The organism is Desulfovibrio desulfopostgatei, assembly GCF_053570645.1.
This window is the reverse complement of the sequence record NZ_JBRBQS010000002.1, coordinates 1,860,184-1,873,921: the sequence shown is the minus strand read 5'-3', so window position 1 is coordinate 1,873,921 and position 13,738 is coordinate 1,860,184. Positions and strand designations below refer to the sequence as shown.

The window sequence follows — 13,738 nt, the reverse complement described above, 5'->3', positions numbered from 1 at the left end:
GGTTCCTCAGGGCAGATCAAAGCGGTCAAAGGTCATTACCAGCCCGGCGCGGCCCTGTGTGGCCGAGCGCAGGGAGGTGGAAAAGCCGAACAGGCGGCGCAGGGGGGCGGCGCCGCGCAGGGTTTTGCGCCCGCCGTGGTCTTCCATATCCTCAACCTTGCCGCCGCAGGTGGTGAACAATGTGATGGACGCGCCGAGGAAGTCTTCCGGCACGGTAATTTCCACGCGCATCACAGGCTCAAGCACCACGGGAGTTGCCGCTGCCAGCGCCTCGCGCAGGGCTTGTCCGGCGGCCATACGACAGCCGGGAACCGTTGTCAGGCCTTCCTGCCTGTCCACAGCCGTGAGGGTCACGGCCACGTCTTCAATGGGGTAGCCTGTCAGATCGCCGCATTGCAGGGCATCGCGCACGCCTTCAAGGGCGGCGTCCAGATATACCCTGGGCAGAATTTTGCGGGCTTCGGCGGCATCCTGCGGCAAAAAGTCGCCCACTTCAACCACATTGCCAGTGCCTCGGGCGCGCGGTGCAACACGCAGGGCCGCTGAGCCCTGATGGCGCTCCTTGCCCATTTCACGGTCAAAGACGGCTGCCGCCTCGGCCTCCTTGCGCACGGTTTCGCGCAGCACAACCTGCGGATTGCCCGCGCGGGGGCTGATGCCGTATTCGCGCTGCATGCGCTCCAGCAGAACGTCCAGATGCAGCTCGCCCATGCCGGAAACCATGCGGGAGCCTGTGTCGTCATCCAGCCGCGCCAGCAGGGTGGGGTCTTCTTCCGTATAGCGCGCCAGCGCTTCGTCCAGAATCTTGCCTTCGTCCGCATTGCGGGGTTCCAGCGCAAGGGTGATGACGGGCGCGTAGGCATCTATGCTTTCCAGCGCAAGCTGCCGCTCGCGGGCAGTATAGGTTTCGCCCGTATGCCCGCGCAGGCCCACCACGACCACGATTTCGCCCGCTTCAGCGCTTTCCACCTGTTCCCGCCTGTCGGCATGGGGGCGGTAGATGCGGCCCAGGCGGTCATCCTTGCCGCTGGCGGTATTGCGCAGGCTTTCGCCCTCGCGGATGCGGCCCGCGTACATGCGTACAAAGGCCAGCTTGCGGCCATTTTCCATAAGCACTTTAAAAACCAGCGCCGCAGCGGGGGCATTGGGCGTTGCTTCCACAATGATTTCCCGACCATCGGCATCATGCCCCACCGGGGCCGGGACATCGGCGGGCGAGGGCAGCAGGGCGCACACGGCATCAAGCACGGGCTGCACACCCATGTTGCGCAGGGCAGAGCCGCAGAAAACAGGCGTGAGCGTGCGGGCCAGCGTGGCGCGCCGCAGGGCGGCGTTGATGTCGGCCAGGGTGAAGGTGCCTTCCAGATAGGGTTCCACAAAGGCATCGTCCGCCTCGCCAAGCTTTTCCAGCAGAATTTCGCGCCAGGGGGCGGCGATGGCGGCTTCTTCTTCCGTAAAGGGCGCGCGGTGTACGGTCTGGCCCTGATCCGCCGGGTCAAAGGTCAGGCTTTGCTCGTTCACAAGGTCAAGCACTGCGCGGAAATCTTCGCCCTGCCCAAGGGGGATGGTCACGGCAACGGCATTGGTTTGCAGGCGCTGGCGCATGGCCTCGAGCACTGCCTCAAAATCCGCGCCCAGACGGTCTATCTTGTTGATAAAGGCGATCTTGGGAACGTTGAAATCTTCCGACTGCCGCCACACGGTTTCCGACTGCGGCTCAACCCCGCCCACGGCGCAGAACACGCCCACGGCCCCGTCCAGCACGCGCAGGGCGCGCTCCACCTCAATGGTAAAGTCCACATGGCCGGGCGTGTCGATGAGGTTGATGGTATTTTCGCCCCACTGGCAGGTGGTGCAGGCCGACATGATGGTGATGCCGCGCTCCTGCTCCTCCGGCATGTAGTCCATGGTGGCCGAGCCGTTGTGCACTTCGCCCATGCGGTGGATTTTGCGGCTGTAGAACAGCATGCGCTCGGAAAGCGTGGTTTTGCCCGCGTCGATATGGGCAATAATGCCTATGTTGCGGATATGCTTGATGCTGGGCATGGCTTTGCTCCCAAGGCGAGGTGTTTCTGAATGATTACGGCTTTTTCAGGCGCAGGGCAAGGCTGACCGCCGCAGCTTCCCCATGCTGTGCGGGGAGGCTGGGCAGTCAGCTTGCAAAGAAGCTTTGGCGGAGATTCAATTAAGAACGCCCGATGGCTTTGCGCAGTGCCTGGCGTGAATTTACGCGGGTTACAGCAGCCCGAATGCCTGCCGCTGCACGCGGAAGAAGTCGGGCGTGAGGCCGGGGTGCAGCCAGAAGCCCTCGCAGCCCGGCGTGAACGCGGGCGCGCCACTATAGGGGAATGGCCCGGTGCGGCGCTCGCGGCAATGCCCAAGGGCGGCCACGGGCGCAAGATAGGTAGCGTCAGGAGTGAGGCGCAAGGATGTGTCGAGCGCTGTTTCCAGAGCCTCGGCCTGCGCAAAGGCCAGCGCTTCAAGGTCAAAGGCTTCGGGCTTGGGCAGGCACAGGATGGGCGAACGCCGCTCCTCGTAACAGGGCAGCTCCAGCGCCCGTGCTGCTCCGGCCACGCCGTCCAGTTCGCCCCTGTGCAGCAGCACCAGCCGCCCCGGCCCTGGCTGGGTTTCTTCCAGCAGGGTGCAGAGGCTTGCGCTGTCCATAACAAAGATGTCTTCCACGCCAGCCAGCTCCAGCGTGACCAGAGCATTCCTGCTGGGTGCGCCGCCCACGCACACTGCCCCCACAAGGGGCACGCCGCCAAGCAGGGCGGGCATGCAGGCCGCCGCAAGGCGGGCCGCCGCGGCGTATGCGGGCGTAAAGGCAATGACCGCCCAGGGCGCGGGGTGCGCGATGGAACGCCGCCAGAAGCCCAGATGCGCGTTGCGCACCTCGTTGCGCTGGCTGGTGGTGGACTCGCCAAAGTGCATGTGGGCCAGAGCCAGCCCTGTTTTGACTGCGGCGCGCAGGGGAGCAGGCGTGGCCTCATAGGCCTCTGCGGCGAGGTCGTCGTCAAGCCGCGCGTCTTCGGCCCACTGGGGCCAGCTCACGGCGGAGGGGGCTTCCGCCTCCACATCCTGCCGGTTGTCTATATCAAAAATGGACATGGCGTTCGGCTCCGTGCTCAGTTTTCCTCGCCAAGATTCTGCCCAAGCCACTGGTGGATCTGTTCAAGCTGTGTTTCCACAGAGCGGGGCCCGGTACCGCCAGGGGTTTCGCGGCGGCTCACGGCTGCGGCATACTCCAGAATGGCAAAAACCGAGTCGTCAATGCGTGGTTCAAGGCTCTGGAGTTCGCCAAGAGTGAGGTCTTCAAGGCCTTTGCCAGCCTTTTCGGCCATGGCCACGGCCTGACCTGTGATGTGGTGCGCCTCGCGGAAGGGAATACCCTTGCCCACGAGGTAGTCCGCCAGCTCGGTGGCGTTGAGGAAGCCAGCCTTGCAGGCCTCGCGCATGCGGTCGGTGCGGAAGGTCAGTTCTTCCAGCATGCCCGCCATGAGGCGCAGCGATGCTTCAACAGTGCGGTCGGCATCAAGAAAGCCTTCCTTGTCTTCCTGCATGTCGCGGTTATAGGCAAGGGGCAGACCCTTCATGACCGTGAGCAGGCCCGTGAGCGCGCCATAGACGCGCCCGGTCTTGCCGCGCATGAGTTCGGCCACGTCTGGGTTTTTCTTTTGCGGCATGATGGACGAGCCAGTGGAATAGCCGTCAGAAAGGCGCACAAAGCCAAAGGCTGGGTTGGCCCAGAGGATGATTTCTTCGCAAAGGCGCGAGAGGTGCATCATGATGGTCGAGCCGTCAAAAAGTGCTTCAAGTACAAAATCGCGGTCAGAAACGGCGTCCATGGAGTTGCCGTAAATTTCTGCAAAACCCACTTCGTCCGCCACGCTCTGGGGGTCGAGAGGGTAGGTGGTTCCGGCAAGGGCGGCAGCGCCCAAGGGCGAAATGCGCACGCGTTCAAGGGTGTCTTCAAGGCGCATGGCATCGCGGCGGAACATCCAGGCATAGGCCAGCAGGTGGTGGGCAAGGCTCACGGGCTGGGCCGGTTGCAGATGGGTGCAGCCGGGCAGGATGTCCGTCTTGTGGTCCGCGGCCTTGTCGGCCAGCACAGAGCACAGCAGGGCCGCGCGCTGACGCCAGGTTTCGAGGCGGTCGGCCACAAAGAGGCGGAAGGTCAGGCCCACCTGATCGTTACGGCTGCGGCCAGTGTGCAGTTTTTTGCCCACATCGCCCACAAGCTCGGTGAGGCGCGCTTCAATATTCATGTGCACGTCTTCCAGCTCGGGCTTCCACACAAAGTTGCCAGCTTCGATTTCTTCGCGCACACGGTCCAGACCGTTGACCAGAATCCGCGCCTCGTTCTGGCTGATGACGCCCTGACGGCCCAGCATGCGGGCATGCGCCTGTGACGCGCGGATATCCTGGGCGTAGAGCGCCCTGTCGTAGGATTGCGAATCCGTATACTGGGCCACGGCTTCCTTGGGGCCTTCGGCAAAGCGGCCGCCCCAGCTCTGGTTGGTCTTCATGGTCTGTCCGTTTTCTGTAAAAAATGAATCGGGGGAAGCCGCGTTGCTCGTGGCTAACGCCGCTTCCCCCGGAACCTGTCCCGTCAAATCTCTGCAAAATATGCGGCAATGCCGCCAAAGGCCGAGCCCGGGATGGCGCAGGCTCCGGAGAAAGCGCCCGATATTCCACAACCCCGCATGCCGCTTCACGAATAAGGCGGCATGCGGGGCGTTTCAGTCTACTTGCCGAGCTTGCTCTGCACAGCGGCGTGCAGGCGCAGGCGCAGGCTGTTGAGGCGGATAAAGCCAGCGGCATCCTTGTGGTCGTAGTTGCCGCCTTCAAAGGTGGCCAGATCTTCGGAGAAGAGCGAATTGGGGGAGGTGCGGGCCAGGGGCCACACGCCGCCCTTGTAGAGTTTGGCGCGCACGGTGCCGGTGACGCATTCCTGCGACTTGTCCATAAAAGCCTGCATGGTTTCGCGCTCGGGCGAATACCAGAAGCCATTGTACACGCACTGGGAGTAGCGCACGGCCAGCATGTCGCGGATGCCGAGCAGTTCGCGATCCATGCAGATGCCTTCAAGGTCGCGATGCAGGGCAAACAGCAGGGTACCGGCGGGGTTTTCGTACACGCCGCGGCACTTCATGCCCACAAAGCGGTTTTCGACCATGTCGTCGCGGCCAATGCCGTTACGTCCGGCCATTTCGCTGAGGGTCTTGATGATGGCGGCGGGGGAGAGGCGCTGACCGTTGACGGCCACAGGGTTGCCCTGCTCGAAATCCACACTGATGATCTCGGGGGTGTCGGGCGCTTCTTCCACGGGCACGCAGCGCTGATGGCACGAGGCATCGGGCGCGCTGCCGGGATTTTCCAGCTCGCTGCCTTCAAAGCTCGTGTGCATCATGTTGGCGTCCATGCTGTAGCGCTTGGCTTCGCTGGAGATATGGATGCCGTGCTTTGCGGCAAAGGCCGTGAGGGCCGTGCGCGACATGAGATCCCATTCGCGCCAGGGGGCGATGACCTTGAGATCGGGCGCAAGGGCGCTGACGGCAAATTCAAAACGCACCTGATCGTTGCCCTTGCCGGTTGCGCCGTGGGCCACGGCGTCCGCGCCTTCCTTGCGGGCGATGTCCACAAGGGCCTTGGCGATGAGCGGGCGGGCGATGGAGGTGCCCAGCAGATAGCGGTTTTCATAGCGGGCAGCGCCGCGCATCATGGGGAATACAAAGTCCTTGGCCATTTCTTCGCGCAGATCAAGCACGTATGCCTTGGAAGCGCCAGTCTTGAGCGCTTTTTCTTCCACGCCAGTGAGGTCTTCGGGCTGGCCCAGATCGGCGGTAACGGCAATGACTTCACACTTGTAGGTCTCAATGAGCCATTTAAGGATAACGGAAGTATCAAGCCCGCCCGAATAGGCGAGGACGACTTTTTTTACATTCTGCATGTGGTGCTCCCCTTGTGGATTCAAGGGAAAAATTATTGCGCAAAAAAAACTGCGAGGCAAGGGCTTTGTGCCTCCGGCATGCCGCACGGACAGGGTAAAACCCTCTGATACTGGCCTGGCGGGCGCGCGGCGGCAGCCCTGCAAGGGTGTGTATTCATTTGGCCGAAGGAAAAACTTGACTTTTATACCAGCTGTGGAATAAAAACAATCGTTTTATGCAAATCGGCGCGCCTGTGCCGCGTCATTACCTCTGATCTCAAAATCCGCAGGAAAGTTCAATGCCCAAGCGTTCGGATTTACACAAAATTCTTGTCATCGGCGCGGGCCCCATCATCATCGGCCAGGGCTGCGAGTTTGACTACTCCGGTTCCCAGGCCGTGAAGGCCCTCAAGGAAGAAGGGTATGAGGTGGTGCTGGTCAATTCCAATCCGGCTACCATCATGACCGATCCACATATGGCTGACGCCACCTATGTGGAACCCATCGAGCAGGAGACCCTTGCCGCAATCATCCGAAAAGAACGCCCCGATGCGCTCTTGCCTACGCTTGGCGGTCAGACGGCTTTGAACGCCGCTCTTGGGCTTGCCAAGAGCGGCGTTTTGGCGGAATGCGGCGTTGAGCTCATCGGCGCGCGCGCCGACGTGATTGAAAAGGCAGAAAGCCGCGAGCTTTTCCGCGAAGCCATGGAAAAGATTGGCCTCAAAATGCCCGCCAGCGGCATTGCCCGCACCATCGATGAAGCGCGCCAGCTCGGCAACGTGCTGCCCTTCCCGCTGATCATCCGCCCGGCCTTTACGCTCGGCGGCACCGGCGGCGGTGTGGCCTACAACATGGAAGACCTGGAAGCCATTGCCGCCAGCGGCCTTTCGGCCAGCCCCACCTCTGAAGTCATGATTGAACAGAGCGTGCTTGGCTGGAAAGAAATCGAAATGGAAGTGATGCGCGACACCAAGGACAACTGTGTCATCATCTGCGCCATTGAAAACTTTGATCCCATGGGTGTGCACACGGGCGACTCCATCACCGTGGCCCCGGTGCAGACCCTCTCTGATGCCGAATACCAGAACCTGCGCGACGCCTCCATTGCCATCATGCGCGAAATCGGCGTGGAAACGGGCGGCAGTAACGTGCAGTTCGGCCTCAATCCGGCCAACGGCGAGATTGTGGTTATCGAAATGAACCCCCGCGTGTCGCGCTCGTCCGCGCTGGCCTCCAAGGCCACGGGCTTCCCCATTGCCAAAATCGCCGCCAAGCTGGCCGTGGGCTACACCCTTGATGAACTGCGCAACGACATCACCCGCGAGACCGTGGCGAGCTTTGAACCCGCCATCGACTACTGCGTGGTGAAGATCCCGCGCTTCACCTTTGAAAAATTCCCCGGTGCCAAGGACGAGCTCACCACCTCCATGAAGAGCGTGGGCGAGGCCATGAGCATTGGCCGCACCTTCAAGGAAGCCTTGCAGAAGGGCCTGCGCTCCATGGAAATCGGCGCAACGGGCCTTGGCTATAGCTTCCGCTCCGAGCTGCCCGACCGCGAAACCATTCTGGAATCCTTGCACCGCCCCAACTCCAAACGCATCTTTTCGCTGCGGCAGGCCATTGTGGCTGGCATCAGCGAAGAAGAAATCTTTGCGGTTTCCGCCATTGATCCCTGGTTCATCCGCCAGGTGCGCGACATTGTGGAGATGGAAAAGCGCATCAGCAACTTTGGCCTCGCCAACGACATGACCACGGCCAACGCCGCTCTTGCCGACATGCTGCGCGAAGCCAAGGAATACGGCTTCTCCGACCGCCAACTGGCGGAAATGTGGAAGATGCCCGAGGCAGACATCCGCCGCATGCGCAAGGAAATGCACGTGGAGCCCACCTATTATCTGGTGGACACCTGCGCTGCGGAATTTGAGGCCTACACCCCCTATTTCTACTCCACCTACGAGCGTGGCGAAGAAATCAAGGTGGAAGACCGCCGCAAGGTGCTCATTCTTGGCGGCGGCCCCAACCGTATCGGTCAGGGCATCGAGTTTGACTACTGCTGCTGCCACGCCTCCTTCGCCCTGCGCGATGCGGGAGTGATGGCCATCATGGCGAACTCCAACCCCGAAACCGTTTCCACAGACTACGACACCTCGGACAGGCTCTACTTTGAGCCGCTGACCTTCGAGGATGTGATGAACATCGTGGAAAAGGAAAAGCCCGAGGGCGTCATCGTGCAGTTTGGCGGCCAGACCCCGCTGAATCTTGCCGTGCCGCTCATGCGCGCTGGCGTGCCCATTCTTGGCACCAGCCCGGACGCCATTGACCGCGCCGAAGACCGCGAACGCTTCCAGGCGCTCATTGAAAAGCTTGCGCTGCTCCAGCCGCCGAACGGTACGGCCATGAGCCTTGAAGACGCGCTTGAAGTAGCCGAACGCATCACCTACCCCGTGGTTGTGCGGCCCAGCTACGTGCTCGGCGGCCGCGCCATGGCTGTGGTGTACGACGCCGCCGAACTGAAGGATTACTTCCACACCCAGGTTCCGCAAAAGCCGGAACACCCCATTCTCATCGACAAGTTCCTTGAGCATGCGGTGGAAGTGGACGTGGACGCGCTTTCGGACGGCAAGGAAGTGTACGTGGCGGGCATCATGGAACACATCGAGGAAGCCGGCATCCACTCCGGCGACTCGGCCTGCGTGCTGCCCTCGTACTCGCTTTCCTACGACCACGTGGCCCGCATTGCGGTGCAGGCCGAGGCCCTTGCCCGCGAACTCAAGGTCGTGGGCCTGATGAACATCCAGTTTGCCATCAAGGGCGATGATATCTATATACTGGAAGTAAACCCGCGCGCCTCGCGTACCGCGCCCTTTGTGTCCAAGGCCACGGGCGTTCCCCTGCCGTACCTGGCAACCCAGGTCATGCTGGGCAAAACGCTTGAGGAACTGGACCCCTGGAGCATGCGCAAGGGCGGATTCACCTGCGTCAAGGAAGCTGTGCTGCCTTTCCAGCGCTTCCCCGGCGTGGACGTGATTCTCGGACCAGAAATGCACTCCACCGGCGAAGTCATGGGCATGGGCTCCAACTTCGGCGAGGCCTTCCTCAAGAGCCAGCTTGGCGCTGGTCAGGTGTTGCCGCAGGGGGGCAAGCTCTTCCTGTCGGTCAACGACCGCGACAAACCCTATCTGCCCGAAGTGGCGGATATGTTTGCCAAGCTTGGCTTCCACCTGCTGGCAACGCGCGGCACGGCTGCCGTGCTGCGTGAGCACGGGCTTGAAGTGGAAGAAGTGCTCAAGGTTTACGAAGGGCGGCCCAACATTGTGGATCTGCTCATCAATCATGAGGTGGCTCTGGTCATCAACACGGCTTCGGGCAAGCATACGGCCAGAGATTCCAAGGCCATTCGCCACGCGGCCCTGACATACAAGGTTCCTTACTGCACCACCATCGCCGCAGCGCGCGCCACGGCCACGGCCATTGGTTCGCGGCGGGCAGAGACCCATGTGGAAAGTTTGCAGGAATACTACGCGCGGGAAGCGCGGGGGTAAGTTATGAAAGCATTGCTGGTGCTGGAAGACGGATTCACGTTGGAAGGCAAATCCTTTACCGGAGACTTTGAAACCGGCGGTGAAGTGATTTTCACCACGGGCATGACTGGCTATCAGGAAGTGCTCACCGACCCCTCCTACTACGGGCAGATGGTCTGCATGACCTATCCGCTGGTGGGCAACTACGGCATTTCCGAGGCTGATATGGAATCGGCCCGCGTGCATTGCAGCGCCTTTCTGGTAAAGGAATGCTGCAAGCAGCCCTCCAACTGGCAGTCTGTCATGGCATTGCCCGCCTTTTTGCAGAAGTTCGACAGGCCTGGCATGGAAGGGCTGGATACCCGCGCCCTGACGCGCCACCTGCGCATCAACGGTGCCATGCGCGGCATGATTTCCACCAGGGAGCTGAACCCCGCTGCCCTCAAGGAAAAAGTGCTTGCCCAGCCCACCATGAAGGGCCGTAACCTTGTGCCCTTTGTGGCAGCGCAGGAACCCTACGCATGGTTTGACAACCAGCCGCAAAAGGTCGCCCTTGGCGCGGACGGCGCCTACGCATGGCGCGGCACGGGCCTGCCCCTGCTGGTGTATGATTATGGCATCAAGTGGAATATTCTGCGCCGCCTGTGCGAGGCCGGTTTTGAGCCTCTGGCCGTGCCGCCGAACTTCAGCGCCGCGCAGGCCAAGGCCAGCGGAGCCAAGGGCGTGTTCCTTTCCAACGGCCCCGGCGACCCGGCGACCCTGACTGCGGAAATTGCTCTGGTGCGCGAGCTTGTGGGTTCGTTCCCTGTCACGGGCATCTGCCTTGGGCATCAGCTTATTGGTCACGCCCTTGGCGGTACCACCGACAAGCTCAAGTTCGGCCACCACGGCTGCAATCATCCGGTCAAGGATCTGACCACAGGACGCATCGAGATTTCGTCCCAGAACCACGGTTTCCATGTGGTGCTGGACGGCGTGAACGATGTGGAAGCCACGCATATCAACCTGAACGACAACACGCTTGAAGGCCTGCGCCACAAGACCCTGCCTGTCATGAGCGTGCAGTACCACCCCGAAGCGGCGGCTGGCCCCCGCGACGGGCAGTACCTCTTTGGCCGCTTCCGCCAGCTTATAGGCGAGGCCGCGGGAGCGTAGGGCGGATTGCCCTGCCCGCAAGGCATATAAAATACAAGGGCGCACTGTGCGCCACCGCGAATGAAAACCCGGCTGTTTGCTAAGACAGCCGGGTTTTTCGTACTTGATATCTCGGTGGGGTTTTGGGTAAACTGCAATACAAGCTAAGGGCCATGCCCCGATAATTCTTGCCGCTGGTGTATTCCGTCCATGCGGCTGGCTGCCGCGCAAGCGGTATTGCAGAGGGTTCTTCAACTCAAGGAGCATATCGTGAAAAAGTCGGTTTTGTGTCTGGCCTTAAGCCTTGCACTTGTTCTGGCATTCGCTCCGGTTCGCGCTGCCGAAAATACGCCCGAGGCCGAAAATTCCAAGGCGAACCCTGTGGATCAGTTTACGGGTGCCGCGTGGCAAAAAACCCCTGAAGCTGAAAAGCTCGCCTTTCTTTTCGGTGTGGAAACAGCGATCACCGTTGAGTATTTTGTAAACGGAAAAATCGCGGAAAAAGCGACCAAGGAAGGCAAGCGTCCGGTGTACACGCTTTCACCTTTTGAAAAGGGCTGGATGAAGGCCTTCAAGGGTGTGAACCGCGCAGAGGTCGCCAAGATGGTGGACGCGTGGTATACGGCAAATCCTCAGCAGCTTGACCGCCCCGTCATGAGCGTGATCTGGCGCGAAATTATTGAACCCCGCCTGAACGCCAAGTAACAGCAAAATCCGCTACGCGGTTTCTTCAGGAGAGAAAATATGAAAAACTTGTTGATAATCACGTTGCTGGCCGCCATGTTTGTCAGCGGCATCGGTTGCACCAATATGAGCAAGACCCAGCAGGGTGTTGCCAGTGGCGCGGCCCTTGGCGCGCTTGGCGGCGCAGGCGTTGCCGCCATTGCCGGTGGATCCGCTGCCTGGGGCGCTCTGGCTGGCGCGGGCGTGGGCGCGCTGGCTGGCGGCATAGTCGGGCACGAGCAGAGCAAGAAAGCCTGGTAAGGGGCTGTTTGCTTAACCACATTTGCGGCCCAGCGCCGCAAGAAAATGAACTCTTCAGGCGGGCTGTATCAACGGCCCGCTTTTTCATGAACAAAGGATGATGTCATGACCCCAAGCCTTCACACGGTCTTTTTCAGCCCAACTGGCAGCAGCCGCAAAATGGCGCAAGAGACTGCCCGTGCTCTGGCGCAGGAACTGGCGCAGAATATGGCACTGGCGCGCGGCAATGACTGGAACTGGACGTTCCCTGAAGGGCGGGCTGCAGCCCACACGCTTGGGCCGGAGGATGTGCTGGTTTTTGCCTTTCCGGTCTATGCCGGGCGTATTCCCCAAGTGCTGATGGAGCCGTTGGCAAGGCTGGCAGGGCATGGCGCACGCGCAATTCTGCTTGCCGTGTATGGCAACAGGCACTACGACGATGCCCTGCTTGAAGCGGTTGATCTGTTTGGGGCCAACGGTTTTTCCGTTCCAGCGGCAGGGGCCTTTGTGGCAGAGCACAGCATGACGGCAAAGGTCGGGGCAGGCAGGCCTGATGCAGAAGATATGGCCGCTATCGCGGATTTTGCCCGCAGCGCAGCCAGAATCATTGCCAGCGGAGAAAGCGCAAACGTGGCAGTTCCCGGCAACCGGCCTTACAAGGCGCTGCCTCCAGCGGCGGATATTCGGCCTCAAACCCTTGATTCATGCACGCAGTGCGGCTTGTGCGCCAGCGTGTGCCCCATGCGCGTGATTGATGCCGACAATGCGGCACAAGTGGCGCAGGGCTGCTTGCGTTGTTGCGCCTGCGTAAAAATCTGCCCGGAACAGGCAAAGTATTTTGACAATCCGCAGGTGGACAAAATTGTTGCCATGCTTGAAAGCAACTGCCGCGAACGGCGTGAACCAGAGGTGTTTTTTGCCGCAGCGGGCAAAATGTAAGCAGGCCTGACCGAGCCGGGCTGGGTGATTGGCCGCCGCTGCAAGCGGGCCATGTTGGCTCACATAAAAAGCCGGGTCAGAACGCATGTTTCTGACCCGGCTTTTTATGTATCTGCTGGCAGCAGGCCAAACTCCCGAGGGCGTTTGGCACTGCGACCAGATGAATTTCGTTGTTCTCTTGTTGGGCTGCGCCTGGATTTGTCTATTCCGGCTGCGGCGTATCCACCACTGCGTCCATGTCAACCATTTGCCCGATGGTTCCAGCGGCAAAACCACCGAAAAGCGCGTTGGCCATTTCCTGATCATAGCGCGGGTCGTTGGCCAGTTCCTTGGCAGACTGCACAACATCCTTGGCCTTTCTGAAAGGTCGGTCGCAAATCATGGCGGCAAAAGAGTCGGCCACCGCTGCGAGGCGTCCAACCTTGGTGGTCTGGTTGCCCTTGGTGTGCTGGGGGTAGCCGGAACCGTCAAGCCGCTCATGGTGTTCAAAGCAGGCGCGCAGCAGTTCGTCAAAAGACACTTCCATCTTTTGCATCAACCGAACGCCCACAATGGGATGGGGGATAATTTTTTCCCTTTCTTCCTGCTTCAGGGGGCCAGCCTTGCTGAGCAGGAAAGGGGGAACCTTGCACATGCCCACATCGTGCAACAGCATGGCAACAGCAATGCGGTCCATGTCTTTGCGGCGGTATTCACCAGTGCCCTGCAACCATATCCACAGGCCCACTATCATGCTATTGATGGAATGACGTGCAAGATTGTTTTTGCGAAACAGACGGCGCATGAATGTGTTGATGTGGTGTTTGTCGCTCCACAGATACTCTGTAACAACCATAACATCGCGGTACAGCGGTTCAAAGAGCGCCTTGACGGGCTGCTCAAAAAAGTCGCTGCAACGCATAAGCAGGGCGCGGATGCAGATATCTGCGATTTCCGCTTCCTTGAGGTTGTTGTCCTGCAGCACAAGGTCAAGCTGCTTGACGATGTGGCGCGAGTAAATGGGGTGGTCGGAGCGGGAGACAAAAAGGTCTCCCTCGGCGCACAACTGCGCCACTTCGTCCACCTGTTCGCTGCTCAGGCGGCTCCCCTTGACGCAGTAGGGAGCGAGCACAGCGATATCTTCACGAAACCTGAACAGATCTACCGGAGGGCGGAACTTGGGAAAGCTCGACAGAATTTCGCCGCTGATCTGATAATATTCCTCGTTGATGTTCATGGGAACATCAAGAACTTTCCTTTGCTCTGCGGCCAT

At 60.5% G+C, this 13,738-nt stretch carries 10 protein-coding genes; 5 read left to right on the top strand and 5 right to left on the bottom strand.

Annotated elements, in window-relative coordinates; all coding sequences use genetic code 11:
* Window positions 1-6 precede the first annotated feature (6 nt).
* From fusA to ACUZ9Q_RS08245, 4 genes are all read right to left on the bottom strand, one after another.
* Window positions 7-2,046 carry an elongation factor G gene (gene fusA / locus ACUZ9Q_RS08260; protein ID WP_192111951.1) on the bottom strand — a complete coding sequence of 680 codons (2,040 nt, stop codon included), beginning with the start codon at window positions 2,044-2,046 and terminating at the stop codon, window positions 7-9.
* 189 nt (window positions 2,047-2,235) lie between these two features.
* Window positions 2,236-3,108 carry a hypothetical protein gene (locus tag ACUZ9Q_RS08255; RefSeq protein ID WP_192111950.1) on the bottom strand — a complete coding sequence of 291 codons (873 nt, stop codon included), beginning with the start codon at window positions 3,106-3,108 and terminating at the stop codon, window positions 2,236-2,238.
* Window positions 3,109-3,125: 17 nt separating this feature from the next.
* The gene (gene argH, locus ACUZ9Q_RS08250) at window positions 3,126-4,526 is read right to left on the bottom strand and encodes an argininosuccinate lyase (protein WP_308584085.1); all 1,401 of its coding nucleotides are present in this window, start codon (window positions 4,524-4,526) and stop codon (window positions 3,126-3,128) included.
* A 218-nt stretch (window positions 4,527-4,744) separates the two neighbouring features.
* Entirely contained in the window at window positions 4,745-5,950 is a 1,206-nt protein-coding gene (locus tag ACUZ9Q_RS08245) for an argininosuccinate synthase (RefSeq protein WP_192111948.1), read from the bottom strand.
* Between the two features lie 278 nt (window positions 5,951-6,228).
* Here ACUZ9Q_RS08245 and carB point away from each other — a divergent pair, with 278 nt between their 5' ends.
* The 5 genes from carB (at window position 6,229) to ACUZ9Q_RS08220 (ending at window position 12,486) form a co-directional block, all read left to right on the top strand.
* Window positions 6,229-9,471 carry a carbamoyl-phosphate synthase large subunit gene (gene carB, locus ACUZ9Q_RS08240; protein WP_215647868.1) on the top strand — a complete coding sequence of 1,081 codons (3,243 nt, stop codon included), beginning with the start codon at window positions 6,229-6,231 and terminating at the stop codon, window positions 9,469-9,471.
* A gap of 3 nt (window positions 9,472-9,474) precedes the next feature.
* Entirely contained in the window at window positions 9,475-10,605 is a 1,131-nt protein-coding gene (gene carA, locus ACUZ9Q_RS08235) for a glutamine-hydrolyzing carbamoyl-phosphate synthase small subunit (RefSeq protein ID WP_192111946.1), read from the top strand.
* Window positions 10,606-10,854: 249 nt separating this feature from the next.
* Window positions 10,855-11,289: a hypothetical protein gene (locus ACUZ9Q_RS08230; protein WP_022659315.1), complete on the top strand. Its 435-nt coding sequence runs from the start codon at window positions 10,855-10,857 to the stop codon at window positions 11,287-11,289.
* A 39-nt stretch (window positions 11,290-11,328) separates the two neighbouring features.
* The gene (locus tag ACUZ9Q_RS08225; protein WP_022659316.1) at window positions 11,329-11,568 is read left to right on the top strand and encodes a glycine zipper domain-containing protein; all 240 of its coding nucleotides are present in this window, start codon (window positions 11,329-11,331) and stop codon (window positions 11,566-11,568) included.
* Window positions 11,569-11,673: 105 nt separating this feature from the next.
* Window positions 11,674-12,486, top strand: coding sequence for a 4Fe-4S binding protein (locus tag ACUZ9Q_RS08220; protein ID WP_215647869.1), 813 nt, complete (start codon window positions 11,674-11,676; stop codon window positions 12,484-12,486).
* 202 nt (window positions 12,487-12,688) lie between these two features.
* Here the strand turns inward: ACUZ9Q_RS08220 and ACUZ9Q_RS08215 are convergent, their stop codons facing one another.
* Window positions 12,689-13,738 (bottom strand): HD-GYP domain-containing protein, encoded by a 1,050-nt coding sequence (locus tag ACUZ9Q_RS08215; protein WP_192111944.1) that lies wholly within the window; start codon window positions 13,736-13,738, stop codon window positions 12,689-12,691.

Coding starts and splice junctions, on each gene's coding strand:
- fusA (WP_192111951.1), bottom strand. CDS start 2,046: ATGCCCAGCATCAAGCATATCCGCAACATAGGCATTATTGCCCATATC.
- ACUZ9Q_RS08255 (WP_192111950.1), bottom strand. CDS start 3,108: ATGTCCATTTTTGATATAGACAACCGGCAGGATGTGGAGGCGGAAGCC.
- argH (WP_308584085.1), bottom strand. CDS start 4,526: ATGAAGACCAACCAGAGCTGGGGCGGCCGCTTTGCCGAAGGCCCCAAG.
- ACUZ9Q_RS08245 (WP_192111948.1), bottom strand. CDS start 5,950: ATGCAGAATGTAAAAAAAGTCGTCCTCGCCTATTCGGGCGGGCTTGAT.
- carB (WP_215647868.1), top strand. CDS start 6,229: ATGCCCAAGCGTTCGGATTTACACAAAATTCTTGTCATCGGCGCGGGC.
- carA (WP_192111946.1), top strand. CDS start 9,475: ATGAAAGCATTGCTGGTGCTGGAAGACGGATTCACGTTGGAAGGCAAA.
- ACUZ9Q_RS08225 (WP_022659316.1), top strand. CDS start 11,329: ATGAAAAACTTGTTGATAATCACGTTGCTGGCCGCCATGTTTGTCAGC.
- ACUZ9Q_RS08220 (WP_215647869.1), top strand. CDS start 11,674: ATGACCCCAAGCCTTCACACGGTCTTTTTCAGCCCAACTGGCAGCAGC.
- ACUZ9Q_RS08215 (WP_192111944.1), bottom strand. CDS start 13,738: ATGGCCGCAGAGCAAAGGAAAGTTCTTGATGTTCCCATGAACATCAAC.